Source organism: bacterium (genome assembly GCA_035691305.1).
GTDB lineage: Bacteria > Sysuimicrobiota > Sysuimicrobiia > Sysuimicrobiales > Segetimicrobiaceae > DASSJF01.
The window spans coordinates 1-26,888 of record DASSJF010000084.1; the positions used below are offsets into that span (position 1 = coordinate 1).

30 protein-coding genes are annotated in these 26,888 nt (G+C 70.3%); 15 read left to right on the plus strand and 15 right to left on the minus strand.

All coding sequences use genetic code 11. The features are described from left to right. From miaA to hflX, 3 genes are all read left to right on the plus strand, one after another. The coding region (miaA, locus tag VFL28_16765; GenBank protein HET7266320.1) for a tRNA (adenosine(37)-N6)-dimethylallyltransferase MiaA at nt 1-952 on the plus strand (952 nt) is incomplete at its 5' end. Nucleotides 953-990: 38 nt separating this feature from the next. Then, the gene (locus tag VFL28_16770; protein ID HET7266321.1) at nt 991-2,205 is read left to right on the plus strand and encodes an LL-diaminopimelate aminotransferase; all 1,215 of its coding nucleotides are present in this window, start codon (nt 991-993) and stop codon (nt 2,203-2,205) included. Between the two features lie 6 nt (nt 2,206-2,211). Then, nucleotides 2,212-3,579 carry a GTPase HflX gene (hflX, locus tag VFL28_16775; protein HET7266322.1) on the plus strand — a complete coding sequence of 456 codons (1,368 nt, stop codon included), beginning with the start codon at nt 2,212-2,214 and terminating at the stop codon, nt 3,577-3,579. An 86-nt stretch (nt 3,580-3,665) separates the two neighbouring features. Here the strand turns inward: hflX and lexA are convergent, their stop codons facing one another. Continuing rightward, entirely contained in the window at nt 3,666-4,280 is a 615-nt protein-coding gene (lexA, locus tag VFL28_16780) for a transcriptional repressor LexA (GenBank protein HET7266323.1), read from the minus strand. Nucleotides 4,281-4,421: 141 nt separating this feature from the next. After that, on the minus strand, nt 4,422-5,165 hold the full coding sequence (locus VFL28_16785) for an SDR family oxidoreductase (protein ID HET7266324.1): 744 nt from the start codon (nt 5,163-5,165) through the stop codon (nt 4,422-4,424). A gap of 77 nt (nt 5,166-5,242) precedes the next feature. Here VFL28_16785 and amrB point away from each other — a divergent pair, with 77 nt between their 5' ends. Beyond that, nucleotides 5,243-6,502 carry an AmmeMemoRadiSam system protein B gene (amrB, locus tag VFL28_16790; protein ID HET7266325.1) on the plus strand — a complete coding sequence of 420 codons (1,260 nt, stop codon included), beginning with the start codon at nt 5,243-5,245 and terminating at the stop codon, nt 6,500-6,502. A gap of 9 nt (nt 6,503-6,511) precedes the next feature. On the opposite strand, the gene VFL28_16795 is transcribed toward amrB, so the two are convergent. The 3 genes from VFL28_16795 to VFL28_16805 are packed head-to-tail and all read right to left on the minus strand — an operon-like array spanning nt 6,512 to nt 9,157. Beyond that, nucleotides 6,512-7,348 (minus strand): ABC transporter permease, encoded by an 837-nt coding sequence (locus tag VFL28_16795; protein ID HET7266326.1) that lies wholly within the window; start codon nt 7,346-7,348, stop codon nt 6,512-6,514. 9 nt (nt 7,349-7,357) lie between these two features. Next, nucleotides 7,358-8,134, minus strand: coding sequence for an ABC transporter ATP-binding protein (locus VFL28_16800; GenBank protein HET7266327.1), 777 nt, complete (start codon nt 8,132-8,134; stop codon nt 7,358-7,360). A gap of 12 nt (nt 8,135-8,146) precedes the next feature. Continuing rightward, on the minus strand, nt 8,147-9,157 hold the full coding sequence (locus VFL28_16805) for an ABC transporter substrate-binding protein (protein HET7266328.1): 1,011 nt from the start codon (nt 9,155-9,157) through the stop codon (nt 8,147-8,149). Between the two features lie 233 nt (nt 9,158-9,390). Here VFL28_16805 and VFL28_16810 point away from each other — a divergent pair, with 233 nt between their 5' ends. After that, entirely contained in the window at nt 9,391-10,335 is a 945-nt protein-coding gene (locus VFL28_16810; GenBank protein ID HET7266329.1) for a dienelactone hydrolase family protein, read from the plus strand. Here VFL28_16810 and VFL28_16815 read toward each other — a convergent pair. The 4 genes from VFL28_16815 to VFL28_16830 all read right to left on the minus strand — a co-directional run bounded on the left by VFL28_16815 (nt 10,332) and on the right by VFL28_16830 (nt 13,688). Further along, nucleotides 10,332-10,766 (minus strand): PIN domain-containing protein, encoded by a 435-nt coding sequence (locus VFL28_16815; GenBank protein HET7266330.1) that lies wholly within the window; start codon nt 10,764-10,766, stop codon nt 10,332-10,334. The two genes, VFL28_16810 and VFL28_16815, sit on opposite strands and share 4 nt — an antisense overlap. After that, nucleotides 10,766-11,038 carry a type II toxin-antitoxin system prevent-host-death family antitoxin gene (locus VFL28_16820; protein ID HET7266331.1) on the minus strand — a complete coding sequence of 91 codons (273 nt, stop codon included), beginning with the start codon at nt 11,036-11,038 and terminating at the stop codon, nt 10,766-10,768. Before VFL28_16820 ends, VFL28_16815 begins: the two co-directional genes overlap by 1 nt. An 86-nt stretch (nt 11,039-11,124) precedes the next feature. Beyond that, nucleotides 11,125-12,306: a winged helix DNA-binding domain-containing protein gene (locus VFL28_16825; GenBank protein ID HET7266332.1), complete on the minus strand. Its 1,182-nt coding sequence runs from the start codon at nt 12,304-12,306 to the stop codon at nt 11,125-11,127. 23 nt (nt 12,307-12,329) lie between these two features. Beyond that, nucleotides 12,330-13,688 (minus strand): aminotransferase class III-fold pyridoxal phosphate-dependent enzyme, encoded by a 1,359-nt coding sequence (locus VFL28_16830; GenBank protein ID HET7266333.1) that lies wholly within the window; start codon nt 13,686-13,688, stop codon nt 12,330-12,332. A gap of 154 nt (nt 13,689-13,842) precedes the next feature. On the opposite strand from VFL28_16830, the gene VFL28_16835 reads away from it, so the two are divergent. The 4 genes from VFL28_16835 to VFL28_16850 are packed head-to-tail and all read left to right on the plus strand — an operon-like array spanning nt 13,843 to nt 17,517. Further along, entirely contained in the window at nt 13,843-14,634 is a 792-nt protein-coding gene (locus VFL28_16835; GenBank protein HET7266334.1) for an SDR family NAD(P)-dependent oxidoreductase, read from the plus strand. Between the two features lie 56 nt (nt 14,635-14,690). Continuing rightward, nucleotides 14,691-15,479, plus strand: a complete 789-nt coding sequence (locus VFL28_16840) for a methyltransferase domain-containing protein (GenBank protein ID HET7266335.1) — start codon at nt 14,691-14,693, stop codon at nt 15,477-15,479. After that, nucleotides 15,476-16,951: an FAD-linked oxidase C-terminal domain-containing protein gene (locus VFL28_16845; protein ID HET7266336.1), complete on the plus strand. Its 1,476-nt coding sequence runs from the start codon at nt 15,476-15,478 to the stop codon at nt 16,949-16,951. The genes VFL28_16840 and VFL28_16845 overlap by 4 nt, the downstream gene beginning before the upstream one ends. Continuing rightward, the gene (locus VFL28_16850; GenBank protein ID HET7266337.1) at nt 16,942-17,517 is read left to right on the plus strand and encodes a hypothetical protein; all 576 of its coding nucleotides are present in this window, start codon (nt 16,942-16,944) and stop codon (nt 17,515-17,517) included. Before VFL28_16845 ends, VFL28_16850 begins: the two co-directional genes overlap by 10 nt. Here VFL28_16850 and VFL28_16855 read toward each other — a convergent pair. Continuing rightward, a complete protein-coding gene (locus VFL28_16855; GenBank protein HET7266338.1) occupies nt 17,500-18,042 on the minus strand; it encodes an LOG family protein in 543 nt (180 codons plus the stop codon). The genes VFL28_16850 and VFL28_16855 overlap by 18 nt on opposite strands. A 62-nt stretch (nt 18,043-18,104) precedes the next feature. Here VFL28_16855 and VFL28_16860 point away from each other — a divergent pair, with 62 nt between their 5' ends. Genes VFL28_16860 through VFL28_16870 form a run of 3 tightly spaced genes read left to right on the plus strand, consistent with a single transcriptional unit; the run spans nt 18,105 to nt 20,096 of the window. Continuing rightward, the gene (locus VFL28_16860; GenBank protein HET7266339.1) at nt 18,105-18,725 is read left to right on the plus strand and encodes a hypothetical protein; all 621 of its coding nucleotides are present in this window, start codon (nt 18,105-18,107) and stop codon (nt 18,723-18,725) included. A 31-nt stretch (nt 18,726-18,756) separates the two neighbouring features. Next, nucleotides 18,757-19,236 (plus strand): DinB family protein, encoded by a 480-nt coding sequence (locus tag VFL28_16865; GenBank protein HET7266340.1) that lies wholly within the window; start codon nt 18,757-18,759, stop codon nt 19,234-19,236. Continuing rightward, nucleotides 19,224-20,096: a hypothetical protein gene (locus tag VFL28_16870; protein ID HET7266341.1), complete on the plus strand. Its 873-nt coding sequence runs from the start codon at nt 19,224-19,226 to the stop codon at nt 20,094-20,096. Before VFL28_16865 ends, VFL28_16870 begins: the two co-directional genes overlap by 13 nt. Here VFL28_16870 and VFL28_16875 read toward each other — a convergent pair. Continuing rightward, nucleotides 20,085-20,999, minus strand: a complete 915-nt coding sequence (locus VFL28_16875) for a nitrilase-related carbon-nitrogen hydrolase (GenBank protein HET7266342.1) — start codon at nt 20,997-20,999, stop codon at nt 20,085-20,087. The two genes, VFL28_16870 and VFL28_16875, sit on opposite strands and share 12 nt — an antisense overlap. A 130-nt stretch (nt 21,000-21,129) precedes the next feature. Here VFL28_16875 and VFL28_16880 point away from each other — a divergent pair, with 130 nt between their 5' ends. Together VFL28_16880 and VFL28_16885 are read left to right on the plus strand one after the other, a co-directional pair. After that, the gene (locus VFL28_16880; GenBank protein ID HET7266343.1) at nt 21,130-21,864 is read left to right on the plus strand and encodes a helix-turn-helix transcriptional regulator; all 735 of its coding nucleotides are present in this window, start codon (nt 21,130-21,132) and stop codon (nt 21,862-21,864) included. Between the two features lie 59 nt (nt 21,865-21,923). Next, on the plus strand, nt 21,924-23,219 hold the full coding sequence (locus tag VFL28_16885) for an aminotransferase class V-fold PLP-dependent enzyme (protein HET7266344.1): 1,296 nt from the start codon (nt 21,924-21,926) through the stop codon (nt 23,217-23,219). 25 nt (nt 23,220-23,244) lie between these two features. Here VFL28_16885 and VFL28_16890 read toward each other — a convergent pair whose 3' ends face one another. The 4 genes from VFL28_16890 to VFL28_16905 all read right to left on the minus strand — a co-directional run bounded on the left by VFL28_16890 (nt 23,245) and on the right by VFL28_16905 (nt 25,847). Then, nucleotides 23,245-23,778, minus strand: coding sequence for a GNAT family N-acetyltransferase (locus VFL28_16890; GenBank protein HET7266345.1), 534 nt, complete (start codon nt 23,776-23,778; stop codon nt 23,245-23,247). Between the two features lie 830 nt (nt 23,779-24,608). Continuing rightward, a complete protein-coding gene (locus VFL28_16895) occupies nt 24,609-25,124 on the minus strand; it encodes an IS1595 family transposase (GenBank protein ID HET7266346.1) in 516 nt (171 codons plus the stop codon). A gap of 86 nt (nt 25,125-25,210) precedes the next feature. Further along, nucleotides 25,211-25,429 carry a hypothetical protein gene (locus VFL28_16900; GenBank protein HET7266347.1) on the minus strand — a complete coding sequence of 73 codons (219 nt, stop codon included), beginning with the start codon at nt 25,427-25,429 and terminating at the stop codon, nt 25,211-25,213. 181 nt (nt 25,430-25,610) lie between these two features. After that, nucleotides 25,611-25,847, minus strand: coding sequence for a DUF5652 family protein (locus VFL28_16905; GenBank protein HET7266348.1), 237 nt, complete (start codon nt 25,845-25,847; stop codon nt 25,611-25,613). A 117-nt stretch (nt 25,848-25,964) separates the two neighbouring features. On the opposite strand from VFL28_16905, the gene VFL28_16910 reads away from it, so the two are divergent. Then, complete coding sequence (locus tag VFL28_16910; GenBank protein ID HET7266349.1) at nt 25,965-26,873, plus strand: DMT family transporter; 909 nt, start codon at nt 25,965-25,967, stop codon at nt 26,871-26,873. The last annotated feature ends 15 nt before the right edge of the window (nt 26,874-26,888 follow it).

Consider the following 26,888-nt stretch of genomic DNA (forward strand, 5'->3'; position numbering starts at 1 on the left):
CGCACGCCCAACCCTAGGAGTGGACGGCCGCCTCATCGTCATCGCCGGGCCGACGGCGGCCGGCAAGACCCAGGCGGCCCTCGTCGTCGCCCGGCGGGCCGGCGCCGAGATCGTCTGCGCCGATTCGCGGACGGTCTACCGGGGCATGGACGTCGGTACCGCGAAACCCTCGCCGGCGGAGCGGGCGCGGGTACCGCATCACCTGCTCGACGTGGCCGACCCGGCCGAACCATTTGCGCTCGCGGATTACCAGCGGCTGGCGCGGGAGGCGATCGCGGGCATCCACGACCGCGGCCGGATCGCCATCCTCACCGGCGGCACCGGACTGTACATCCGCGCCGTCGTCGACCGTGTCGCGGTGCCGGCGGTCGCGCCGGACTGGGACCTGCGCGAGCGGCTCGCAGCCGAGGAACGCGCGGGCGGTCCGGGGACATTGCACGGACGGCTCGCGGCCGTTGACCGCGAGGCCGCGGAACGGATTCATCCGCGTAACGTGCGGCGCATCATCCGCGCGCTCGAGGTGTGGCAGGCGACCGGGGCGCCGATGTCGTCGCTCCAAGACCAGGTGCGCGGCCGCCGATGGGCCCCGCGGAGCGCCGGGTCCGAGATGGTCGCCCTCACGATGGACCGCGAACAACTCCGCGCGCGCATCGACCGCCGCATCGACGATCAACTCGCCGCCGGCTTGGTGGAAGAGGTACGGAGATTGCGCCGAGCCGGGTACGGGCGCGCGCTCCCGTCGATGCAGGGGCTCGGGTACAAGGAGCTCGCCGCGTATCTCGACGGTGAGATGACGTTGGACGCGGCCGTCGAGCAATTGCGGCGCAACACGCGCCGGTACGCGAAGCGCCAGCTAACGTGGTTCCGCGCGGATCCGCGATACCGGTGGCTCGACGTGGACGGCGAGCCGGCGGACCGCATCGCGTCGCGTGTTCTCGAGGTCCTGCCGTAGCATGTTATGATGGCGCTAGAGCCCGCGGGAGGTGCTGGATGCGCGTAGCGCGCCGGATGGAACGGATTCCGCCGTATCTGTTTGCCGACATCGACAAGAAGCGCGCGGCGCTGCGCGCGCGCGGTGTCGACGTCATCAACATCTCGATCGGCGATCCGGACCTCCCGACGCCGGACCACATCGTCGAGGCGCTGACCCGCGCGGCCCGCGATCCACGCACGCACGTCTATCCGCCGTACGAGGGCACGAAGGAGTTTCGCGAGGCGGTGGCCGCCTGGTACGCGCGGCGCTTCCACGTGACGCTCGACCCGGGGAGCGAGGTGCTGGCGCTGATCGGTTCCAAGGAGGGCCTCGCCCACGTGCCGTGGGTGTTCGTCAACCCGGGCGACGTAGCGCTTGTGAGCGATCCCGGCTACCCCGTCTACAACGTCGCGACGCTCATGGCCGGCGGCGAGGTCTGTCCCGTGGCCATGACCCGCGAACAGGGATGGGTGCCGGATCTGTCCCGCATCCCCGAGGACGTGCTGCGGCGCGCGCGCGTCCTCTTCCTCAACTATCCGAACAACCCCACGGGCGCGACGGCGGATCCCGCGTTCTTCGGCCGCGTCGTGGACCTGGCCAAGCGCTGGAACATCCTGGTCGTCCACGACAACACCTACTCCGAGATCGCCTACGACGGTTACCGGCCGCCGAGCTTCCTCGAAGCCCCGGGTGCGCGGGAGATCGGGATCGAGTTCCATTCGCTCAGCAAGACATTCTGCATGACGGGTTGGCGGATGGGGTTCGTCGTCGGCAACAAGGATGCGGTGCAGGCGCTCGCCACGCTCAAGACCAACATCGACAGCGGCCAGTGGGTGGCGATCCAGGACGCCGCGGTCGCCGGTCTGAACGGGCCCGAGGCGCCGATCCGCGAGCGCGTCGCGATTTGGCAGCGGCGGCGCGATACGGTGGTGCGGGGCCTCCGGGCGATCGGCCTGGACGTGCCGTCGCCGAAGGCGACGTTCTATCTGTGGATCCCGGTTCCACGCGGCCACACGTCCGTCTCGTTCACGACGGACCTGCTCGAGCACACCGGCGTGATCGTCACCCCGGGCAACGGCTACGGCGCGCACGGCGAGGGCTACGTGCGCATCTCGCTCACCGCTCCCGACGCGCGCTTCGAGGAGGCCGTGCGCCGGATCGGCGATCACCTGCGGGCGGCGTCCCCCCCTTCGGGGACCGGCCGGCGGGAAGCGCCGGCGTCACCGCGATAGGACCCGATGCGCACCACCGGCACCCCGCTCGGGCATAAGCTGCGACGCGGCCTGGCCGCGGAGGGCGCGGAGGCGGGCGGCCGCCCGCTTACCGAGGGTCTGCCGCACAGCGGGCCCGAGCGCGCGCTGCTCGTCGGTATGCTCGGCGCCCGGGAGGACGCGGGCGAGGAGGCCTGCCAAGAATTGGCCCGGCTCGCCGAGACCGCCGGCGCCGCGGTCGCCGGTGTCGTGGTCCAGCACCGGACGCGCCCCGATCCCGCGACCGCTGTCGGCGCGGGCAAGGTGGAAGAGATCCGGTCGCGCGTGCGCTCGTCCGGTGCCGACGTGGTGATCTTCGACCACGAACTCACGCCGGCGCAGCAGCGCAATCTCGAGCGCGCGCTCGACACCAAAGTCCTCGACCGCACCGCGCTCGTGCTCGACATCTTCGCCCAGCGCGCCCGAACCCGGGAGGGCCGCCTGCAGGTCGAGCTGGCACAGATGACCTATCTGCTGCCGCGGCTCGCCGGGCGGGGCGTGCTGCTCTCCCGGCTCGGCGGCGGGATCGGCACCCGGGGTCCCGGCGAGACGAAGCTCGAGGTCGATCGCCGCCGGATCCGCACCCGGATCACCGCGCTCGGCCGCGAGATCAACGCGATGCAGCGGCACCGCCAGCGCGAGCGGCAGTCGCGCAAGGACGCGGCGCTGCCGGTCGCGGTGCTGGTCGGCTATACCAACGCGGGCAAGTCGACGCTGCTCAACGCCCTGACGCGCGCGCACGTGCTGACCGCGGACAAGTTGTTCGCGACGCTCGATCCGACGACGCGGCGCGTCGTCCTGCCGAACCGGCGCACCCTGCTGCTCGTGGATACCGTCGGCTTCATCCAGAAGTTGCCCCACGATCTCGTCGCGGCATTCCGCGCGACGCTCGAAGAGGTGACCGAGGCGGATCTCCTGATCCACGTGATCGACGCCGGCCACCCGCGGTGGACCGCCCAGCGCGAAGCGGTGGAGCAGGTGTTGCGCGATCTCGGCGCGTCCGGCACTCCGCGCGTCACGGTGCTGAACAAGGCGGATCGGCTGTCGCCGGAGGCCCTGCGCGACGTCACCGCCGAGGAACCGGACGGCATCCTCATCTCCGCCGTCCGCGGCGTCGGCCTCGCGAATCTGCTGCGCCGCGTCGCCGCGGCGCTGCCCGGACCGGTGGAGCGGGTGCGGCTCGTGATTCCGTACCAGCGCCTCGCGGTGTTGTCGCGGCTGTACGGCGCGGGGCGCGTCGTGCGACGCGAGGACGGGGCCGCCGGCATCGTCGTCGAGGCCGAGATCCCGGCGGCCGGCCTCGGGCCGTTCCGGCCGTATTTGGACGGGCGGGCGGCGCGGACGGCGGCTAACTGATGACCGAGGCGGGCGTCGAGCCGAAAACGTTTAGGGCCGTCTCGTTCGAGGCGGCCCCGGGACGCGGGTCTACGACGCCGGCCGCGCTACGACAGCCGGCGGATCAGGGCGACGGCCTTGCCGATGACCGTGACCTCCCGCGTAATGATCGGCGACATCGTGCTGTTCTCAGGCTGGAGCCGGACATGGTCGCGCTCTTTGTAGAACCGCTTTACGGTCGCCTCGTCGCCGAGGAGCGCCGCGACGATCTCGCCGTTGGACGCTGTGGCCTGCGGCCGGATAACCACGAAGTCGCCGTCGTAGATGCCGGCCTCGATCATGCTGTCGCCGCGTACCCTCAGGATAAAGGCCCCGTCCTCGCGCACGAAATCGCGGGGCAGCGGGAAGACGTCCTCGATGTTTTCCTCGGCCAGGAGCGGCGCACCCGCCGCGATCCGGCCGACGACCGGGACGTTGATCACGCGCTTGGGCGGCTGGCTGGCGCCGTCCTTCAGGACCTCGATCGCCCGGGGCTTGCTCGGGTCGCGCCGGATGTAGCCCTTCTTCTCCAGCGCCGCGAGGTGGCTGTGAACCGTCGAGCTGCTCGTCAGCCCGAGCGCCGCGCCGATCTCTCGCACCGACGGCGGATAGCCCTTGCGCTGCATACTGTCGAGCAGATATCCGAGAATCTCGCGTTGGCGCTTCGTCAAGACTCTGCCCACGCGCTGCCTCCCTCGCTTCGGTTCGGCGTCCGCACGGATGGTGAGCGGACGGATTATAGCACAGGCTTTGACATTACGCAAACACCTGTTCGCTCTGACCGGACCGGCACGTCGACCCGGACGGAGTTTGCCGGTTCCGTGCTAGAGCAGCGCGCCCCCGTCGACCACGATGACCTGGCCGGTAAGGAAGTTGTCGGCGGTGGCGAACGCCACCGCCATGTGGGCGATATCCTCCGGGCGGCCGATGCGCTTCACCGGAAAGCGGGCGGCGCGGGCGGCGTTTTCCGTCTCGTGCCCGCCGTGCCACCGAGTCTCGATGAGCCCGGGGGCGATGGCGTTCACCGTGATCCCGGGCGCGAGCGCTCTCGCCAGCGACAGGGTCATGGTGTGGATCGCGCCTTTGCTCGCGGCGTAAGCGATCGAGCTGCCGTTGCCGCGGACGCCGGCGACCGAGCCGATGTTGATGATGCGGCCGCCGCCGGTCATGGCCCGCGCGGCCGCGCGGCAGCAGAAGAACGTGCCTTTGACGTTCACCGCGAGGATACGGTCCCACACGTCCGCGGTGAGGGCGTCCAGGTTGCGGTGATCGATGAACTTCGTCGTGCCGGCGTTGTTGACCAATACGTCGAGGCGGCCGAGACCGCTCGCGACGCGGTCGACCATGGCTTCGACGCCGCGCTCGTCGGAGATGTCGCAGGCAACGGTGATCGCCCGGCCGCCGCGCGATGTGATTTCGGACGCCGTCTCCTCCGCGTCGCCGCGCGAACGGCTGTAGTTCACCGCGACCGCGGCGCCCTCGGCCGCGAGCGCGAGCGACGTGGCGCGCCCGATGCCGGTTCCGCCCCCTGTGACCAGCGCGACCTTGCCGGTGAGGTCCCCGCTCATGGCACCGGTACATACGGGACGACGGCGGCGCCTTCCTTTGCCGACCGCCCGCCGGCCGGCCAGTTGGCAGTCACCGCGTGAGCCGTCACGACCCTGGGCGCGCGTCGGGCGGCCGCGCCGGCCGGAAGCCCCTGCCGAAGCTCCGCTCGCTCGACTTCGTAACGGCCGAGTGGGACGGCGAGCGCGTCGTCTGCGCGCGTGACTATGAGGGTCTGCTCGACGGCCCGGTGCTGCTGCCGCTCCCGATCGTGCTGGTGGCGCTGCTCCTAGACGGGCGGCGGGACGCCGCCGCGGTGCAGGTGGAGTACGCGCGGCTCTCCGGCGGTCTCCTGCTTGCCCCGGCGGACCTCGACCGCATCGTCGCCGAGCTCGACGCGGCGGGCCTCCTTGACAGTCCCGCCCTGATCGCGCGGCGCCGCGCGGCCGCCGCCGCGTACCGGGCGGCGCCGCATCGCGCGATGGCGCACGCGGGCGCCGCGTATCCGGCGGATCCCGCGGCGTGCGCCGCGGCGCTCGAGCGGCACCTCGCGGACGGCGGCGCGGTCCGCAACGGGGAGGTCGCGGCCGCCCCGCGCGGTATCCTCGCGCCGCACATCGATTTCGCGCGCGGCGGGCTGATGTACGGGCGCGCCTACGCGTCCCTCGCCTCCCTTCCGGCCGGCTGCTGCGTCGTGGTGGTCGGCGTAGCCCACGCCGGTTCCGAGGCGCCGTACGTCCTCACGACCAAGGGCTACGAGACCCCGTTTGGGGTCGTCGACGTTGACCGGCGGCTGCTCGACGCCGTGGTGGCCCGCGCGCCGTTCGATCCGCTCGACGAGGAGCCGGTCCACCGCGGAGAGCACTCCGTCGAGTTCCAGGTGCTGTGGGTTGCCCACATGCTGCGCGGCCGGCCGTTCACGGTATTGCCGGTGCTCACGGGCCCCCTCGACGCCTATACGACGAACGGGAGCCCGGCGTCGGTGCCGGAGATCGAAGCGTTTATCGGCGCGCTACGCGACGCCGTGGCGGCCGAGGACCGTCCGGTGTGCGTCATCGGCGGCGTTGACCTCAGCCATGTCGGCCCGCGTTTCGGCGATCAGGAGGCGGTGGGGCCGGCGCTGGCACAGCGCGCGTCGAGCGCCGACCGGGCCGCCCTCCGCCACGTGGAGGCCGGGGATGCGGAGGGGTGGTGGCGGACCGTCGCAGCCGACGGCAACCGCTGCCACGTCTGCGGGCTCGGCGCCGTCTACACCGTCCTGCGGCTGCTCGCGCCCGTCAGGGGCCGCGTGCTGGGATACGACCAGGGCGTGGATCCCGCCGGCGGCCTCGTCGGCTTCTCCGCGGTCACCCTCGGCTAACGGGTGCCTCTACCACGAGCGCCGCGCCCGGCCCCGGAACAGGCGGCGCTCGAGCGCGGCGAGCCCCGTGGTGGAGAGCAGGCCGAGGATCGAGAGCACCACGATGCCCGCGAGCAGGCGCGACGTCTGCATGAGGTCGCCCGCATAGAGGATCAGATAACCGATCCCGGCGGTCGCCGCGATCATCTCCGCGGAGACGACCAGCAGCAGCGACATCCCGGCGGCGAGCCGCAGGCTCGCGAACACCGCGGGCACCGCCGCCGGCAGCTGCACCTTCGTGACGACCTGCGCGTGGTCCGCACCGAAGCTCCGCGCCGCTCGAATCAGCAGCGGGTCCACGTCGCGGATGGCGGTCGCGGTACCGACGGCGACGGGGAAGAAGGCGCCGACCGCGATGAGCACCACCTTGGGCGTCTCGCCGATGCCGAGCCAGAGAATAAGGAGCGGCAGCAGCGCGATCTTGGGTATCGGGTAGACCGCGGCGATCAGCGGGTCCGCGATCGCCTCCGCGCGCGGCGAAATGCCCGCGAGGATGCCGACGATGAGGCCCGCGGCGCTGCCCAAGACGAACCCCGCGCCGATGCGCCCGAGGCTCGCGCCGGTGCTGCGCCAGAGGTCGCCGGTCTGCGCGAGATGCGCGAGCTCCGCGGCGACCGTCTCGGGGGAGGGGAGGAAGACGGCCGGTACCGCGCGCGTGCGGCTCAGGATCTCCCAGATCGCGAGCACCGCGAGGATCGTGCCGGCCCGGAGGCCGCGGTACGCCGCGCGCCGCGGCGCGGGCGAGGGGCGGGCGTCGAGTGTGATCGTCTCCGCCGCGGCGGCGGCGCGCGCGAGGGTTTCGCTCATGCCGGCCCGTCAGGCGCCTTCTTGCATCGCGGTGCGGGCCTCGTCGCGGATCATCGCCCAAACCTCGTTGGTGAACCGGCCGAAGGCCGCGTCGGCCAGCAGCGCGTCACGGCGGGGACGCTCAAACGGCACCTGGAGGACGGTCCGGATGCGGCCCGGCCGGCGCGACAGCACGGCGATGCGGTCGCCGAGGTAGGCGGCTTCGTGGATGTTGTGGGTGACGTAGAGCACCGTCTTGTGGGTCCGTTCCCAGATCCCGACGATCTCGTCCTGCATCAACTGCCGTGTCTGAGCGTCGAGCGCCGAGAGCGGCTCGTCCATCAAGAGCACCGCGGGATCGACCGAGAGCGCCCGGGCGATGCCGACCCGCTGCCGCATCCCGCCCGACAACTCCGACGGGTACCGGCCCTCGAAGCCGTCGAGTCCGACCAGACGGATGTACTCGTGCGCGAGCCGGTCGCGCTCGACGGGCGGCACGCGCCGCACCTCGAGGCCGAAGGCCACGTTCTGGAGCACCGTGCGCCATTCGAAGAGCGCGAACTCCTGAAACACCACCGCGGTCAGCGGCCGGCCGGCGCGCTCTCCGTCGAAGACGATCCGGCCGCCCGAGGCGGGAATGAGCCCGGCCGCGAGCTGGAGCAGCGTCGACTTGCCGCAGCCGCTCGGGCCGACGATGGCGAGGAACTCGCCGCTGGCGACGGTGAGGTCGATGCCGGCGAGCGCCACGAGTGCCTCGCCCTCCGGCCGCGTGTATTCCTTCGAGGTGCCCTCGAAGCGGACTCGCACCGGTCACACGACCTACGGGCCGAGCGATTGGACGGCGTTGTTCACGAAGCTCGAGTCGACGAACTGATCGAGGGGCACGTACCGCGAGGTCATGCCGTTCTGCACGTACCACGCCTCTTGCCGCTCCAGGTCGAGCAGGTAGAGCCGGGCGTTCCGGTCGATGTACGGCAGCGACTTGGCGACCGCCGCCTCCGGCTGATCGATCGTCCGCGCGGTGAGGGCGACGATCGGCCGGCACTCGCCGCGGGGCGGCCGGCGCAGGCACGCGTCGAAGTAGTCGCGCGTCGCGCGGACGTAGCCGCGCATGAAGCGGTCGCCGAGGTCGTGGTCGTTGTGCAGGCGGGCGCCGTAGAAGACGCCGGTCACCTGGTTGACGATGCGGTCCCCGGCGTAAAAGAGTATCTTGCCCCAGCCTTCCTGCTCCGCGGCGGCGCCCCAGGGCGGCGAGAGCAGCGCCGCGGCGATCTGGCCGGTCCGCAGCGCCTCGTCGACGAGGGTCACTTCGCGCAGCGGCACGAGCTGGACGTCCTGGAGCGTCATCGACTCGCGCTCGAGCAGTTTCGCGATCTGGTAGTGGAACGTCGAACCGAGCGTCGTGATGCCGATGCGCCTGCCCCGCAGGTCCCGGAGCGACCGGACGCCGGAAGCGTAGGTCTGCTTCGTGACGACGACCGCGTTCAGCGGGTAGCCGGGCCGCTCCTGACCGCGGTCGGCGACGAGGTAGATTTTCCCGCCGCCCGCCGCCAGGTTGAAGAGCGTGCCGGTGATCCCGGTCGCGCCGACGTCCACGTCGCCGGTCACGGTCGCGGTGGCGACCGGCGCCGCGGCGCCGAAGTATACGAACTGGATCTGGAGGCCCTCCCGGCTGAAATACCCGCGGTTGACGCCCCAGAAGAGCGGTGCTCCGCCGACGAGCTTCAACGTTCCAACGCGAACGACCGTGGGCGCTTGGGCGGCGGTCTCGGCCGAGACGGCGAGGCACAGCAACGCCGCGATCACGACCGGCAGGAGGCGCGAATGCACCGGAGGTCCTGCGGAAAGGCCACGAAGGCGGCCGAGACAGGGCATGAGGAACGAACGGTGCAACCGAATCCCCCCGAAGCGGGACATAAGTGATGACGGCAACATCGTTCGGCGCACCGCGAAAGCGCGCCTGCAGGAGCCGCGAATGCGGCGGAGGTCCTGCCTGGACAGGGCAGGAGCCGCGAATGCGGCGGAGGTCCTGCGGAGACTGGGCACAGGGCGGGGAGGACGTCATGACCGATCTGGGACGCTATATTCTCGAGGAATGGGCGGAGGAGTACCGCGAGGGCCGGCTGGGCCGCCGCGAGTTCCTCCGGCGCATTACCGTCTTCGCCGGCGGCGCCGCGGCCGGGACGGCGCTACTTGCGACGCTCGGCGTCACCGCATCTTCCGACGAAGTGCGCGCCGCGGCGGCTTCGCCCGCGCCCCCGCCGGCGCTGACCGCGCAGCCCGTCGTGCCGCCCGACGATCCGTCGCTCGACGCGCGGATGGTGTCGTTTCCCGGTACCGCGCCCGGGCCGCAGACGGTCTTCGGCTACCTTGCTCAGCCGAAGGGAGCGGGGCGCCTGCCCGCCGTGACCGTGATTCACGAGAACCGCGGGTTGGTGGACCACATCAAAGATGTCGCGCGCCGCGTCGCCAAGCTCGGTTATGCTGCCCTTGCGGTGGATCTCGTGTCGGGCGCCGGCGGCACGGACAAGTTACCCGATCCCGCCCAGGCCTCGTCGATACTCGGTCAGACACCTCCGGAACAGCTCGTCGCGACGGCGTCCGCGGGCGTCCGCTACGCGGGGTCGCTCCCACGCGCACGTCCGGACCGCCTCGGCGTGATGGGCTTCTGTTTCGGCGGCGCGGTGACGTGGCGAGTGGCGACGGCGGTGCCGGAGCTCCGCGCCGCGATGCCGTTCTACGGCTCGAACCCGCCGCTCGAGGACGTGTCCAAGATCCGGGCGGCGGTGCTGGCCTTCTACGGCGCGCTCGACGAGCGGGTCGACGCCGGTATCCCCGCGATGCGCGAGGCGCTGGATCGTGCCACGGTTGTCTACGACATGGTGGTAGAACCCAACTGCGGGCACGCGTTCTTCAACAACACCGCGTCGAGCTATAATGCCTCGGCCGCGCAGGACGCGTGGGCCCGGCTGCAGACCTGGTTCGGGCGGTATCTGAAGACGGCCTAGCGGGTTCGCGGCCGCGGGCGTCGCGCCGGCGCCGCCTCAATCTTCGCGAAACCGAGGGCCGACGCGGCGGCCTGCTGACGGGGGTCCAGCGTCAGAAAGTCCAGCCCCGTGCCGTCCGGGGCGAGGTACAGGGCGTGGGCGAGGTGCCACATCGCGGCGCCGCTCAGCGGACCGGCCGCGGCGATGCGCCACAACTCCCGGCTCAAGGGGCGGTCCGGTTGCACCCAGGCGATCGAAGACAGGAGCGAGTCCGGATCGCCGGCCGCGGGTTCACGAAGGAGCGTGGATCGCAGCTCTGCCTCGAGCAGGTTGGACGCCAGCAGCCACCGGTAGCGCCTCAGCCGGTTGCCGACCCGGCCCGCGCGTTCGTCCAGCGCGGCGGCGACGAGGTACGAAGTGTCGACGTAGGCGGCTGTGGCCGGCCGCGGCATTAGTCGCGCAATTCCAAGAATCGCCTGAGCGCACCCGGACGCCGGCCGAGCGACTTCAATCGGCTCGACCCACCACGGCCCGCGCTGATGACGCCGCGGTCCTCGAGTTCGGCCAGCCGCGCCGCGATGTCCGAGGGCCCGCCCCCGATTCGTGTAATCTGCGCGACGTCCTGACCGCGGTGCGAGATGACGATTCGTTGTCCCGCGCGGACCTTGCGCAGGATTTCGCTGAAGCGCGCCTTGGCGTCATAGGTGGAGTAGCTGTCCGCCATAAGTACATTCTAGACTAGTCTGACTAGTGTGACATGTCAAGGGGCACCCGGCGGGCGGGCGATCGGGCGCGAATGGAGAGGTTCTCTCAGGTGACCTGAACGTGCACGTCGTCGGAGCCGAGGAAGTCTGCGAGCCGCGCGGCTTCTTCACGGACGCCGGCCATGGTGCGCCGCGAGAGCGCCGCAAACTTGGTCACGCGCACGAGCAGGCGCCCGCGGTCCCGCGCGTGGCTCCACAGCCCGGCGGCGCGGCCATCGACGAGGACGACGGGGGAAATCATCCCGGCGGTTCGGTACACGCTGCGGTGGTGTCGGGGGGCGACGAGATGTCCGCGGGCTTCGTGGCCGAGCAGATAGGAGTCGAAATAGGGAAGGAGGCGAACGGGCAGGGCGCCGCGCCGGGCCGCTGCGAGGCGCCGGGCGTCCTCCGGCAGGATCCCCGCCGTCCATCCTTCGATGCTCACCGGGACGAGATCGGGTTCACGGCGCCGCCAGATGGTCCGCGCGTCCGACATCGGCATGCGGGTCCAGGCGGCAAAGTCGGCGGACGTGGCCGGGCCAAAGGCCCGCAGGTAGCGGCGGAGGAGTTCATCCTCCGCGTCCTCCTGGGGTAGGTCCCGCCATTGCGGGATCCAGGCGTCGGCGCGCACGAAGGTGGGCGCGGCGCCGCGGCTCGGTCCGTAACAGACGACCGCGCGGGCGCCGAGGACGTGCAGGACGCCGCGGGCGTGCAGCGTGACGCGCCGGCCGAGGGAGATACCCGGAATTTTCGCGCCGCTACCCCAGCCGCCCCAGCGGAGTCCCCGCACCGGTACGCCCAGGCGCCGGGCGACATCCGCGACGAGCTCGGGCCCGCTCCGGGGCCGCTCCAGGGCCTCGAGCGCCGCCTCGACAAGCCGGTCCACCAGCCCTTCCCCGACGCCCCGTCCGCGGAGCGACCTGACTTCGCGTTCCGCCCGCCGCGCGGTGCCTCGGACGAAGACGGCGAGGTCGTCCGAGGGTACGAGGTGCAGGGTCCGGCGCATACACCAGGTCCGGACGACCATCCGCTGTTCGCCCGCCGCCTGCACGTCACGCCGGCGCATGTCGCGGACTCTGGCCCACAAGGAGATGTAGGCGGCCGGCAGCATTTGCGCCTGCGCACCCCCCATGGCCCCGAGCACGCGAACGAGCGCCCCCCGGGGCGCCCGTTCGGTGAGAAAATGCCGCGACAGCCGGAACGCGGCCACCTGGTCCCACGTCAGCCGTCGCGCCGGCGCGGCGTGCACGTGCGCTTGAAGCCGGCTTCCGGTCAGACCTTCGGCAGCGTGTCGCCGGCCCGGGTGATCGCCCGGTCCATCGCGTCGACCGTCCGGCCGATCTCGGCGTCGCGGTGGGCGATACTGAGGAAGCCGCCGCTGCCGAAGATGTGCACCCCTTCGATCAGCATGCCGAGCGCGATCGCACTGTAGGCGGGCGTGCCGCGCTGTTCCTTGAGATCCTCGGGGGTCAACGCCGAGATCGAAGACGGATCGCCCGGGCGCAGCCGCGCGTCGAACGCGAGGTGGAACGACGACACGTCGCCGTACGCGATGCCCCGCACGCCCCGCCTGGCCAAGACCGCGTTGAGCTCGCGGCGGAGCGCCGCACCCATGCGGCTGCAGCCTTCCTGGACGCTCGGATCGCGCACGATGTCGAGGCACGCGATACCCGCGGCGGCCGACAGCGGGTTGGCGTTGAACGTGCCGGGGTGACGCAGTTTGCGTTTCGAGCCGCCGCTCAGCGAGATTAGGTCCAGCAGGTCGCGGCGTCCGGCCACCGCGCCGCCCGGCAGACCGCCGGCGACGATTTTCGCCAGCGTCGTGAGGTCACCGCTGATCCCGGCCGCCTGCTGCACCCCGCCGGGCGACCAGCGGAATCCGGTGATCACCTCGTCGACGATCAAGAAGACGTCGTGGGCGGCGGTCACCTCGTCGAGGCCGCGCACGAAGTCGAGCGGCAGCGGCACCGACCCGAACGACGCGCCGCTCGGCTCGACGATCACGGCGGCGACGTCTCGGTCGTGCCGGAGGGTCTCGTCGAGCACCGCGAGATCCGGCGGCAGGACGACCGTGTCCGACGCGACGGCGGGCGTAACCCCCGGCGGAACCTCGTCGTACGGCGGCGCCAGCCCGGGCGCGACCGCGTCGTGCCATCCGTGGAAGTGGCCGCGGAACTTGACGAGCTTGTTCTTGCCGCTCGCCGCGCGGGCCACCCGCAGCGCGAGCAGCGTCGCCTCCGTCCCCGAGCTGGTAAACCGGACCATCTCCGCGCCGGGCACGAGCGCCGTGATCCGCTCGGCCCAGTTGAGCTCGCCCTCGTGGTTCGCGCCGTAATGCGTGCCGAGGCCGACCTGCTTCCGCACCGCCTCGACCACCGCCGGGTGGGCGTGGCCGAGGATCAGCGCGCCGTGGCCCATCGCGTAGTCGATGTACTCGTGGCCGTCGACGTCCCATTTGCGCCCGCCCTCGGCACGGACGATGTAGGGCAGGAAGGGCGTGAACTGCCGCGACTCGTGCGTGATCCCGCCCGGCAGCAGCCCGCCGGCCCGCTCGAACAGGGCGCGCGACTTCGGCCGCGCGTCGATGTACACGGCGGTGAGATCGGTCGACAGGACCTTCGTCTCGGCCATTACGCACGCTCCTTCACGAACGAGGCGGTTGCGCAGCCCCAACGTGCCCTGCGCTCAAGAAGTATTTGTCCCGGCCGTTCTGGAATCCCTGTCCGTCGATTCAGCGCCCGGCACCCGCGGGCGCATCCCCGTCGGGGGCAGGGAGGGCCTGAAGATGGACTACGCCTCGATGTTTCGGCTCGACGGGCGGACGGGGCTCGTCGTCGGCGCCGCCTCCGGCATCGGTCAGGCATCCGCGCAGGCGCTCGCGGCGCTCGGCGCGCACGTCGTCTGCGCCGACGTCGATCGCCAGGGCGCCGAGGCCACCGCGCGCCTCATCAAGGACGCCGGGGGCCGCGCGGAGGCGGACCAGGTGGACGTGTCCCGAGAGCAGGACGTCGTGCGCATGGTCTCCGGGGTCGGCGAGCGTCACACGGCGCTTGGCGTGTGCGTCGTGACGCCCGCGGTCAACGCCCGCAAACCCGTCCTGAAGTACACGGCCGAGGATCTGGACCGCGTGCTGACCATCAACCTCAAAGGGACCTTCTACGTGCTGCGCGAGGCCGGTCGGCTCATGGCGGAGCGCGGCGGCGGGAGCATCGTGGCGTTCGCGTCGATCCGCGCGGTGCAGGTCGAGCCCGGCCAGAGCGTGTATTCCGCGACGAAGGCGGGGATCGTGCAGCTGTGCCGCACGCTCGCGGCGGAATTGGGGCCGCAGGGCGTGCGCGTGAATGCAGTCGCGCCGGGCGTCGTCGACACGCCGCTGACGCGGCAGATCAAGAAGGACGAGGCGTGGTACCGCGCGTACGCCGAGCGCAACGCGCTCGGCCGCTGGGCCTCCCCGGCGGAGATCGCCGGGCCGGTGGCGTTCCTCGCCACGGACGCGGCGCGGTACATCACCGGCTCGGTGCTGTTCGTGGACGGCGGATGGACGGCGATCGACGGCCGCTTCACCCCGCCCCTGTAGTGGGGTCCGGGGAGCCGGCGCCGCCGCGCCTTGGCGGCACGGAAGGGGGCGCGACCGTGGGCGCGGAGATGAGTTTCCACTGGGAGATGCTCAGCGACGCGCGCCGCAACGAGGCCTACCGCGCGGCGATCGCGGGTTTGGTCCCCGGGAAGGTCGTGTACGACCTCGGCGCCGGCGTCGGGCCGATGTCCCTGTACGCGGTCCAGGCCGGCGCCCGCCGAGTCTACGGCATCGAGACGGACCGCGACGCGTATCAGTATCTGCGCCGGCTGGCGCGCCGGTTTCCGCAGTTCGTGCCGATGCGGACCGACGCCGTGCGCGGGCCGCTACCCGAGGAAGCGCCGGAGATCGTCGTCTGCGAGATGTGGTCCTCATGGCTCACGGACTGGCCGATGGTCCCGGTACTCAACCGGATTCGCCGCAGCGCGCCGCGCTGCGCGGTGATTCCGGCGCGCGCGCATCACGTTCTGCAACTGGCCTATGCCGACCACCGGGCGGGGGCGGCGCTCGACTTCACGCCGGGGGACTACGCGGCGATCTTCGGCGACCCCGGCGCCGTTGAAGAACTGTCGTTGCCGGTCCTCGCCGCCACGACCGATTTTCAGGCCGCGGTCGGGCCGCTCGACACGACCGTCTCGCTGGTGCCGCTGTCCACCGGGACGGTGAACAGTCTGCGGCTGTGGAGCTACGAGGAGGTGCGCGACGGCCACCCCTCGCCGCGCGTCGGCACCCGGAGCGACGTGCTGATCCGCTGGATCCGGCCGTTGCGCGTCAGGCGCGGCCGCCGGGTCCGCGTCCGCATCCGGCACGGCTGGGACGCCCGGCTCCGGCTGACCGTGCTGTGAGCGAACTGGCCGCGGCACGGGTCACGATCCGCTCGAGAGCGGTGCTCGTCGCGGAGCTCGCGGAGGCCGTGGGGGCGGAGTACGTCTTTGAGCGCCCCTCCGACGTGCTGGCCTACGAATACGATGCGTCGAACATGACCTCGCCGCCCGATCTGGTTGCGGTCCCCGGAAGCGCGGAGGAGGTGGCCGCGGTCGTCCGCATCGCCGCGCGCCACGGCGCCCCGGTGATCGCGCGCGGCGCGGGGACGGGCATCGCCGGCGGCGCGCTGCCGATCGTCGGCGGGATGGTGGCGTCGCTCGCGCGGCTCGAGCACATCGAGGCGATCGATCTCGCCGATCGCGTGGCCGTCGTCGAACCGGGCGTCATCAACCTCGACATCACCCGCGCGGTCGCCGCGGACGGCTATTTCTACGCGCCGGACCCGTCGAGCCAGTATGCGAGCAGCATCGGCGGCAACGTCGGCCACAACTCCGGCGGCCCGCACACGATCGCCTACGGCGTCACGACCAACCACATCCTGGCGCTCGACGCGGTGCTGGCCGACGGCACGGTGATCCACACCGGCGGCGCGGCACCGGACGCGCCGGGCCTCGACCTGACGGGACTCCTCGTCGGCAGCGAGGGCACCCTGGCGGTCGTCACGCGGGTCTGGGTGCGGCTGCTCCACCGCCGCGAGGCGGTTACGACCCTGCTCGCGATCTTCGCCGACCTCGACCGGGCGAGCGAAGCGGTGACCGACATCATCGGCCGGGGCGTCGGACCGGTTGCGCTCGAGATGCTGGACCGCAATACGATCCGGGCCGTGGAGCCCTTCGTGCACGCCGGCTATCCGCTCGACGCCGAGGCGGTGTTGTTGATCGAGGTCGAAGGACTGCGGCCGGTAATGGCGCGGGCCGCCGGCATCATCGACTCGATCTGCCGGGACCACGGCGCCGTCGAGGTGCGCGCCGCGCGATCCGAGGCCGAGCGCGACGCGCTGTGGCTCGGGCGCAAGGCGGCGTTCGGCACGCTCGGCCGGATCGCGATCAATTACTATCTTCACGACGCGATGGTGCCGCGATCCCGGCTGCCCGAGGTGCTGAGGCAGGTGCAGGCCGTCGCAAACCGCGAGGGCCTTACCGTGGCGAACGTCTTCCACGCCGGCGACGGCAACCTGCACCCGATCATCATATTCGACGCCCGTGTCCCGGGCGAAACGGAGCGGGTGATCCGCGCGGGCGAGGCGATGCTGCGGCTGTGCGTCGACGCCGGCGGGACGATCTCGGGAGAACACGGCATCGGCTTCGAAAAGAACAACTACATGCCCTGGATCTATTCGAACGACGATCTCGGCGCGATGCACCGGGTCAAGGAGACGTTCGATCCCGAAGGGCGGTTGAATCCGTGGAAGATGTTCCCGACGCCCATCTCGAGCGCCGAGGTGCTGATTCGACCGGCCCGGCTCCCGCCGGGGGGCGCCTCGTGGATCTAGCGCGAAAGCGTGCGGCGGCGATCGCCGCGCTGGTGTGCGCCTGCCTGCTCGCCGCCCCCACGCCGGGCGGGGCGGAGGGCGCGCTCACACCCGGGGCCGCCGCGGGCGGCGTGCCGCTCGACACCACCGTGGACAAGGTCACGACGATCCTGGGACGGCCGAGCGCGGAGTTCCAGGATCCGACGAATCCCCGCGTCATCATCCAACGCTGGGAGCCGCAGTGCCTCGGCGCGCGCTACAAACCATCAGGCGAGCTCCTCGCGCTCGACGTGTGGGCCGATCTCGGAGAACAGTGCGGGGCCGCCGGCGCCTACGCCGTGGACGGCGCCGCCGGCCGGCGGATTACGTTCGAGAGCACGCGCGCGGACGTGAAGGCCGCGTTCGGCTTCACGCCGAGCCGCGTGCTGAAGGGATTCACCTTTACGATCTTCGTGTACGACGACCAGGGCGTGGCGTTCTACGTGCGGGACGACGGCCTCAGGCGTGGACTCGTCGATGCGATGACGATATTTCCTCGCGGCACCTCGCGCGCGATCTGGGCGCCGGCGTCATGGGACGCCCGGTAAGGCCGACCGGATCGCCGGCACCACGTCGTCTACGCGGTCCACGAGCTTCACCAGCTCGATGTCGCCCGCTTCGATCCTGATCGCCCCGCGAAGGCACTCGAGCGCATCCCGCCACGGCCGCCCCACGAGGACAAGAGGACGGCGCGGAATCGACTCGGTTTGGAAGAGGTTCCAGGTGAGGGCCACTTCGCCGAGCGTGCCCATCCCGCCCGGCAGCGCCACGTAGGCGTCGGTCGCGGTGAGCCGCGCGATCCGCTGGAACAGATCCGGCATCGCCAGTTCCTCGCGCACCCACCGGTTCGGAGCATGCCGCGCGGCCCACGTGCTCACCGTCACGCCGATCGCGTGGCCGCCGGCTTCGACCGCGCCGCGGCTGACCGCCTCCATCACGCCGGCGTACCCGCCCGTGCAGAGGCTAAAGCCCGCCTCGGCGAGCAGGCGTCCAAGCCGGACGGCGTCCGCGTATGCGGGCTCGCCCGGACGCACCCTCGAGGAACCAAAGACGGTGACGCAGCCGTTCGACACGCCGGAGCCCTCCTCGTGCGGGAACTCCTGGCATAATAGGAAGGCGAAAGGACGGACGCAACGTGACCAGACCGCACCATCACGTCTTTGCCCTCGCCGCGGCGCTGTGTGTTGCGCTCGCCGGTCTGGCGCCGGCCGGACCGGCCGCCTCCGCCCCCGTGCCGGTCGCGCCGGCGAGCCGCCCGATCGTCGCGGTCGCCGACTTCTACTCGCCCGGCGCGCAGCCGGTCTCGGTCGTGACCGACCTCGAGCCGTACGCCGCCGACGTGTTGACGGGCCTGCTCGTGCGGGCCGGCGGCGCCGCCATCACGGTGCTGCCGCGCAGCGAGGTGCAGGCGCAGCAGCGCGCGCTTGGTTGGCGCGCGCAGGACGCGCTCAATTACAGCCGGCTCGGCGCGCTCGCGCAGGCCCTGCGCGCCGACCGCCTGATGCTCGGCTGGATCTCGCGCGTGTCGACGTTCCGGCAGGACTTTCTCGCATTCAACGCCGACGTGGCGCTCAACATGCAGATGTTCGACGCACGCGCGGGCCGGCTCGTCTGGCAGCGTGAGACGGACGGCTTCGGGCTGGCGGGTTTCCCGGACTTCGCCGCGCAGATCGCGCTTGACCGGGCGCTCGGCCGGGGAGCCCCGGCGGCGGCCGCCGCCGCGTCGGCCCCCGTGGACCGCACGCCGGCGCCCTAGCGACACGCTTGGGCGGGAGAGGGGAGGATTCGTGACGGACGATCAAGATCTCAGACGGCGTCTAGTCGTGATGCTGCAGGGAGGCAAGGCGCACGTCACGTTCGACCGCGCGGTGGCGCGCCTTGCGGAACCGCTGCGCGGCCGCAAGCCCCGCGGCCTTCCGTACTCGCCCTGGCAGCAGATCGAGCACATCCGTATCTGCCAGGCCGACATCCTCGGCTACACCCGCGACCCGAAGCATCCGTCGCTGAAGTGGCCGGACGAATACTGGCCCAAAGACCCCGCGCCGCCGTCGCGCGCCGCGTGGGACCGCGGCCTCAAAGCCTACCGCGCCGACCGGCAGGCGTTCTGCGACCTGGTGATGGATCCCCGGATTGACGTGGTCGGGCCGATCGCTCACGACCCTGAGATCAACGTCGTGCACATGGCGCTCCTGACGGCCCAACACACCTCGTACCATCTCGGACAGCTGCTCGTCATCCGCCGGCTCCTCGGCGCGTGGGCGGGGTAGGCATCGACCTCGCGCGGCAAGACCCGGTGGTGGCCGGGCAGCTGCGGGTTCTCGCGGCAGACGCGCGGATCGTCTTCGTCACCGGTTTGCCGGGAACGGGGAAGAGCCTCGTCATCCGGGAGTTGGCCCGCACCGCCGCGGCGCGCGGCCGAACGGTCCACACCGTACAGTGGGACGTGGCGCGGCCCCTGTTCGAGGCGGCGCCCGCCGGCCGTCGCTACCCGCTCGACAACGGCGTGACGCATCCGGCGATCCGCCGGGCGGCCGGGTTGTGGGTCCGGGATGCCGTGGGGGGGTGGCACGCGGCCCACCCGGGCGCGGCGGACCTGCTGATCGGCGAGGTGCCGCTCGTCGGCGGCCGCTTCATCGAGCTGGCGAAGCCGGCCCCCGATCCCGCAGAGCCGGTGCTGACGGCCGCGTCGTGCCGGTTCGTGATCCCGGTGCCGTCGCACGAAGTGCGGACGGTCATGGAGCGGGAGCGCGACCGGCGGATGGCGCAGCCGGTGCACGCGCGCGAGCGCGAAGATGCTCCGAGCCACGTGTTGCGCGCGCTGTGGACCGAACTCGCCGGTGTGGCGCGGACGCTGCGGCTGTCGGAGGCGGCGGCCGGCGCGGTCTACGACCCGGCGGTGTACGAGGCGGTCTACCGGCGCGTGCTGCGCCGCCGGCACGCCGAAACACTTCCGCTGACCCGCGTCCTCGACGTCGGCGACACGTCCGCGTACGATCTGGGCGTCCCGGTGCGCGAACTCCTCCCATCGCCCGGGGACGTCGAATCCTCGATCCGCGCCGTTGAAGCCCGGTATCCCGACATGGACTGGGTCGCTAAGGAGATGACGCAGTGGTACTCAGTGCCGTGAAGGCGGCCCGACGCGATCGTCTCTCGCCGTCTCGGCCACCGGAGCGGTCATCGCCGCGTAGTGCTCGGGGTGGCGGCGCGCGAAGAAGTTCCATCGGTCCCGCGCAGCGCGCGCCTCGTCGAGATCGATCGTCGCCGCGACGAGCTCGTCCCCGATCGTAGCGGCGCGCGCCCGCATCTCTCCGAGCGGCGAGATGACGCAGCTACCGCCGATGAGTTCCAGTCCGTCTTCGATGCCCGCCTTGGCCGCGCCCACCACGAACAGATGGTTCTCGTACGCGCCGGCCCGCATGACGAGCTCGTTCAGCTCGAGGGCCCGCGGCCCCGCCGGGGTATTGTAACCGATCAGCGCGATCTCGGCCCCGCCGAGCCCGAGACAGCGGTAGGTTTCGCCGTACCGGCGGTCCTGGCAGATGGCGATCCCGACGCGCGCGTGGCCGGTCTCGGCGACCCGGTACCCGGTATCGCCGGGATCGAAGTAATACGGCTCGTAGACGCGGCCGGTGACGCCCGGCTCGACGCGGTTTGTGCCCGGGAGGTGAATCTTCCGGTACCGGATTCGCACGGCGCCACGCTCGTCGAAGAGGGCCGCGGTGTTGAACCGGCGGCTGCCGTTCCGCTCGCAGAACCCGACGTACCAGACGATCCCGCGGCGGCGCGCCTTTTCAACAAGTGGTGCCAGCGAGGCCGGCGGCACCTCGTGCGAGAAGAACCGGTCGGCGTCATCGCGGATGCGTTTTGGGAAGTACGGGCTGAGTGCCATCTCGGGGTACGCGAGGACGTGCACGCCGGCGCCGATCGCCTCGTCCATCAGCCGGTCCATCCGCGCGACGATCGTCTCGACGGGCGTCCCGTCGTTGTTCGGGCCGAGTTGGGCGGCGGCGATCGTGATTTGTCGTGCCATGCCTGGTGGTTTCTGGCCCCGCCGTGCGCGACCTTCCCCGGGGGACCGTGCCGGGATGGGCCCGCCGATCGCGCCTCGGCACGTCGACATTTCACGCCACAATGTACTATCGATACGCTAGAATCACGTCGTGGCGACGCTCCGCCAGAGATCCCACGCGGCCGATCCGGACGTCGCGGCCATCGCGGCGCTCATCGGCGACCCGGTTCGGGCCGCGATGCTGCTCGCGCTGCTCGACGGGGCCGCGCTGCCGGCCACCGAACTTGCCTGCCGCGGCGGCGCGTCGCCCCAGGCTGCGAGCGCGCACCTCCGGAAACTCGTGGACGGCCGGCTGCTGACCGTCTCGGCCGCCGGGCGGCAGCGCCGGTACCGGCTGGCCGGCCGCGAGGTCGCGCACGCGATCGAAGCCTTGCTCTCGGTCGCGCCGCCTCGATCCGTCGTCGCGCTGACCCAGAGCCTCGCGATGGACCGGCTGCGGGCCGCGCGGACCTGCTACGACCATCTGGCGGGGCGTCTCGGCGTGGCGGTCACCGACGCGCTCGTGACCCGCGGGGCGATCCATCCGGCGAACGGGGAGTTCGAGATGACCGGGCGGGGGAGAGGGCTCTTCCGCGGCCTCGGGATCGATGTCGACGCGCTGCGGCAGGCCCGTCGGGCATTCGCGAGGGCGTGCACGGACTGGACGGAACGGCGGCCGCACCTGGCGGGAAGTCTCGGCAAGGCGCTCCTCGACCAGTTCGTCGCGCACACGTGGCTGGTCCGGTCGTCCGCCGACCGGTCGGTGCGGCTCACGCCCCGCGGCGAGCGGGCGCTCGGCCGCCTTCTCGGGGTGCAGCCGTGGACCCAGTCCTCGACGCTGCCGTAGCGCACGCCGCCGAGTACCTGGCGGCAGGAGGCGCTCGCCCGGTCGGACCCACGGCGACTGTGGGTGAGCTGCGGGGCCGGCTGGCGAGACCGCTGGCTCGGTGGGGCGTGCCTGCCGAGGACGTCATCAACGACCTCGTTCGCGATGCAGACGGCGGTCTCGTCGGATCGACCACCGGTCGCTTCTTCGGCTGGGTGATCGGCGGCACGCTGCCGGTCGCGCTCGCGGCCGACTGGCTGACCTCCACGTGGGATCAGAACGCCGCGTCCAACCTGACGTCCCCGGCCGAAGCGGTGGTCGAGGAGGTCTGCGGCGGGTGGCTGCGCGAGCTTCTCGGTATCCCACCCACCGCGTCGTTCGCGTTCGTGACCGGCTGCCAGATGGCGCACACGACGGCGCTCGCGGCGGCCCGCCACCGGTTGCTGCGCGACCGCGGCTGGGATGTGGAGCAGTTGGGCCTGGCGGCCGCGCCCGCGCTGCGCGTCCTCGCCGCGGACAGCGCGCACGAGTCGCTTATCCGGTCCGTGCGTCTGCTCGGGCTCGGTGCCCGCTCGATCGTGCGGGTCCCGACCGGCGGCGCCGGCCAAATGGATCTGGCGGCGCTCGCGGACACGCTGAATCAACGTGACGGGCGGCCGGCGATCGTGTGCCTGCAGGCGGGAGAGCTCCACACCGGGGCCTTCGATCCGATCCGGCGCGCGTGCGAGATCGCGCACGACGCGGGCGCCTGGGTCCACGTGGACGGCGCGTTCGGCCTGTGGGTGGCCACGACCGACCGGTACCGGCGCCTGCTCGACGGCGCGGACCTCGCTGACTCGTGGGCCACCGACGCCCACAAGTGGCTGAATGTGCCGTTCGATTCCGGCCTGGTATTCGTCGCGGATCCCGAGGCGCACCGCGCCGCCTTTGCGCAGGGCGCGAGTTACTCGGTGCCGCACGCGGAATTGCGCAATCAAAAAGACTGGAACCCCGAGTGGTCGCGCCGCGGCCGGGCGTTTCCGGTGTACGCGGCGATCCGGGCGTTGGGTCGCGCCGGGATCGCCGCGATCGTCGAGCGCTGCTGCGCACACGCCGCGGAATTGGTGGCCGCGATCGGCGGACTGCCTGGCGCCGAGGTCGTGGCCGCGCCAGTGATCAATCAGGGCTTGGTGCGGTTTCTCGACCCGGACGGCGACCACGACCGCGCGACCGACGCCGTGATCCGCCGCATTCAGGCCGGCGGCGAGGTTTGGTTCGGCGGCGCAACCTGGCGGGGCATGCGCGTGATGCGGGTCTCGGTCTGCAACTGGTCGACCACCGCGGAGGATCTGGACCGGGCGGTAGCCTGCGTCTGGACGGCGCTCGCAGAAAGCTAGGGCGCCAGCCTCGCATCCATTTACATCACTTCACGCGCGCGTAGCACAGGCAGTCCCGGGGCTCGGCGCCGGCGTTCGGGTGTACCGTCCAGCGGCGCAAGACGCCTTCTTGTCGGAATCCGGCCTTCTGAAGCACCCGGGCGCTCGCCCGATTGTCCACGTCGCAGACTGCCCAGACCCGGTAGATCCGGGGCTGGTCCAGGAGCCACGCCGCAACGGCCTGCACAGCCTCGGTCATGTATCCGTGATTCCAGTACGCTCGGCCGAGCACGTATCCAAGTTCGATGCCGTGCGGTCCCGGACGGACATCGAGCATGCCAACAGGCGACCCGTTGCCTGTAAGCGTCAGCACCCACGCCATGCCGTTTCCCGACTCGCGAACCGTCTGGCAGCGGCGGAGAAATTCGTACACCGTGTCAACGGAATCGTGCGGGCCCCACGTCAGATACCTGACGACGTCCGGATCGCGCGCCCACCGCTCGAAGATCGCCGGCCCATCGCCCATGGTCGGCGCGCGCAGCATGAGGCGCGCAGTCTCGAGGCCATCGGGAAGGCTCACCTTCATCACTGGCGCGACACCGGTGAGGTGCACCCTCATAGGGCAATTATAGATTTTTCCGGAGGCGAAGGGGGCCCGCGTCGCCGCTCCGGCAAATCGTGAGATCCGGCACCAAGCGGGTGCCGTTTCGGTCCGAATTCTAGACTGTATAATCACCGTTATGTGAAGTAAGCGGCTATTGTCCGTCCCTTCGAGGGGCGGGCTGTTTGGCGGCCGTGTTGTAGGTTAGATAACGACCGCTCCCCTGTCAGACTTAGCAACGGGTCAAACGTGGGGATCAGGTTGTCGATGAAATCCGCCATTTGCCGGCGATAGTAGGAATTGCCGGAAGTGTATCGCGGACGCTGACTACGCAATAGATCACCTGTCGCGTATCCGGATTGCGCTTGGTCCCGACTACGTAGGGATCAGTATCGAAGAAGGCTTGGGTCGTGGTATCCGGGTCACGGATGTGCTGTTAGAATGGCGGTGTCATGGCCGCGAAAAAACGCAAATCCCGTTCACTCGTTCGCGAAGGCGAACCCTCACAGAAAACACGCGGGGGACTGGAGATCCCAGTCCCCACGCAACGCGAACTCTCAGGATTTTTCCGCAAGGTTATTCGGAAGCGGTCTACCGAGCCTGCGCCTTCTCGTTCCCGACGAGGGAAAGCCACGCATTGAACACCCCTTTGGGGTGCTTCCGGTTGTTGTAGCGGAATGCGTATTCGTCGAGGTATTTCTGAAGGTGCCTCGTCGGAACCCCCGTGATAGACCCCCGCCAATTCCGTTCTTTACCAACGCCTTCAGACTGTGGTAAATGCGGAGGTTTGTCTCCGCGCTTCCGTTGCGTCATGCTAAAGACTGGGACATCGTGTCGCGGTCCGGTCCGAGGTAGGTCTCGTCCATTTCGACGGATTCGCCAAGTCCACCGAGCGGCGGTGCGGTCTGTTCAGACGCCGACGCCAGTGTGCGAATCCGATCGAACATGCGCCATGCGGTCTTGTACGTGACGCCCAATTCCCGTTCCAGTTGTTTCGCGGAGATTCCGCACCGAGTGCTGGCCATCAGGTACATGGCATAGAACCACAGTTTGAGGGACGTAGCGGAATCCTGAAAGATCGTCCCGACCATCGGGTGTTCGTGATGCCCGCAGAACTGGCAGGAGTACGACGGACGTCCGTTGTTCCGATGGTGTTTCGTAACCTTCTGACACTTTGGGCAGTAAATCCCGTTGGGATACAGCGTCTTGACGAGGTACTCAAGACACGTCGCGTCGTCGGGGAACTGCCGTTCGAACTCCATCAGCGACGTGCGCGAGTCCGAGGACTTTGCCCGTTTCGGACCGTTTCGGTTAACTTTCGACATTTGTCATCCCGTCCCAGTTGGTGCGAGAATGCTCCGCAATGAAAGCCGAGTCAATCGAGGGAGATATGATCCGCGAAGAAGATGAATCATGACCGCTTGGGGAAATGAGCCGACTGCGCGGCTTCGGTAAGAATCTTTGCTTGAACATCGTAAACAATGTCATGCGCCTTACTCAAGAACGTGACGATTTGCGGAAGTGATTTCTCCAACTGGTCAAGGCCGGTCATTCCTCTTACCGCGTGGGTGTGAACGACCATCTGGGTAACAACATCTCTCAGTTCATCCTGGCTCAGTCGCGTTACCATTCGAATCACCTCCTGCTAACGAAAAATATACTACAAGGCCGTACGTCCGTAAAGGGGATAATAGCCAAGTAGGCGGCGCCTACCCCTTAAGACGGAAAGGTGCTGAGTGGTGCGGGTATCCGTAATCGAGCCGCAAGCCAAGACACCCGGAGAGGCGGTGGCAGACGGTGCCGCCGCTCCCCTACCCGTCGGACGCCTGCGGGCGCGGCGCGAAGAACAGCAGGTATGCGATCTCGAGAAGTCCCGCGGTATTGACGGCGAGCAGCACGACATACCACGCAAGCTGGTCTGCGCGGGCGGCCCGCCACAGGGCGAAGCCCTTCCAGACCAGCGACCAGAGAATCAGGGCCGTAAGCAGCCACGGGTGCATGTGCAGCGCGGTAAGCGGAAAACCCGGCAGGCCAATCCCACGAAGCATCGCGATCTTCCGTCCTTTCCGACGAGGCGCTTGCTGTGCTGCCGCCGAACACAGTCGCCCGGCCGTGAGCGCGCGCCGTCGTAGATCCTCATCCTATCTTAGAGCATCGAGAAATCGATGGCCGCCGTCCTCATTCTGATCGCCGCCTGCCTCTACGGGATCTCGCCGATTCTGGCGAAGGTCGCCTACGGCTACGGGATCACGCCGCTCGTACTCATGACGTGGCGCGTGAGCATCGCGGCCGGGCTGTTTTGGACCGCGGCGTTCGCGTTTCGGCGGGTCGCGGCGGTCGAGCGCCGGATGCTCGGCACGCTCGTGGCGCTCGGGACGACGTTCGTCCCGATTCAAGTCTACTCGTACTTCTACGCGCTCTCGCTGCTGCCGGCGTCGACCGCGTCGGTGATCGTCAACACGTCGCCGGTGCACGTCGCGTGGATGGAGCGCCTCGCGCTCGGCGAGCAACTCGCCGGTTCGGACCTCGCCATCCTGGGCGTGATCGTGGCCGGCGCGATCCTCGTCGGCGGCGCGACTCCGCACGTCGTCCATCCCGTCGGTTTTGCCGTGCTCGGCGTGGCGACGCTCGCCTCGGCCTTCTATCTCGTCATGCAGCGCCGCGTGGTGCGCGACGTGCCGCCGCTGATGATCCTGGCGGTCATCCAGCTGAGCTCGGCGGGCGTCTACTGGGCCGCGGTCGCGGTCACCCGACAGGCGGTGCTGCCGGTACCCGCTGCCGCGCTCGCCGCGATCGTCGGGTCGGCCTTCGCGGCGTCGGTCGCCTCGTTTCTCGTGCTGCTCGCGCTGCGGACGCTCGCCGCGACCCGCACGGCGATGCTCGGCATGCTCGAACCGGTGGTGACAGTCGTGCTGAGTGTCGCACTGCTGGCGGACACGATGACCTGGTTGCGCCTGGCCGGAATCGTCACCGTACTGGCCGGCATCACCACTTTCTACTGGCGCCTGCGGCAGGTTCCCGCCCCGGTTTTCGCTCGGGATCGGTCTGAGCCGGGAGATTCTGGGGCATTATGATGGCAAAATCTCGCC

What these genes read in the sequence shown, in the direction of transcription:
- VFL28_16910 (HET7266349.1), top strand. Translation starts at nt 25,965, where the DNA reads ATGGCCGCCGTCCTCATTCTGATCGCCGCCTGCCTCTACGGGATCTCG.
- VFL28_16835 (HET7266334.1), top strand. Translation starts at nt 13,843, where the DNA reads ATGGACTACGCCTCGATGTTTCGGCTCGACGGGCGGACGGGGCTCGTC.
- hflX (HET7266322.1), top strand. Translation starts at nt 2,212, where the DNA reads ATGCGCACCACCGGCACCCCGCTCGGGCATAAGCTGCGACGCGGCCTG.
- VFL28_16815 (HET7266330.1), bottom strand. Translation starts at nt 10,766, where the DNA reads ATGCCGCGGCCGGCCACAGCCGCCTACGTCGACACTTCGTACCTCGTC.
- VFL28_16770 (HET7266321.1), top strand. Translation starts at nt 991, where the DNA reads ATGCGCGTAGCGCGCCGGATGGAACGGATTCCGCCGTATCTGTTTGCC.
- VFL28_16810 (HET7266329.1), top strand. Translation starts at nt 9,391, where the DNA reads ATGACCGATCTGGGACGCTATATTCTCGAGGAATGGGCGGAGGAGTAC.
- VFL28_16875 (HET7266342.1), bottom strand. Translation starts at nt 20,999, where the DNA reads ATGGCACGACAAATCACGATCGCCGCCGCCCAACTCGGCCCGAACAAC.
- VFL28_16820 (HET7266331.1), bottom strand. Translation starts at nt 11,038, where the DNA reads ATGGCGGACAGCTACTCCACCTATGACGCCAAGGCGCGCTTCAGCGAA.
- VFL28_16830 (HET7266333.1), bottom strand. Translation starts at nt 13,688, where the DNA reads ATGGCCGAGACGAAGGTCCTGTCGACCGATCTCACCGCCGTGTACATC.
- VFL28_16795 (HET7266326.1), bottom strand. Translation starts at nt 7,348, where the DNA reads ATGAGCGAAACCCTCGCGCGCGCCGCCGCCGCGGCGGAGACGATCACA.
- VFL28_16785 (HET7266324.1), bottom strand. Translation starts at nt 5,165, where the DNA reads ATGAGCGGGGACCTCACCGGCAAGGTCGCGCTGGTCACAGGGGGCGGA.
- VFL28_16895 (HET7266346.1), bottom strand. Translation starts at nt 25,124, where the DNA reads ATGTCGAAAGTTAACCGAAACGGTCCGAAACGGGCAAAGTCCTCGGAC.
- VFL28_16905 (HET7266348.1), bottom strand. Translation starts at nt 25,847, where the DNA reads ATGCTTCGTGGGATTGGCCTGCCGGGTTTTCCGCTTACCGCGCTGCAC.
- VFL28_16900 (HET7266347.1), bottom strand. Translation starts at nt 25,429, where the DNA reads ATGGTAACGCGACTGAGCCAGGATGAACTGAGAGATGTTGTTACCCAG.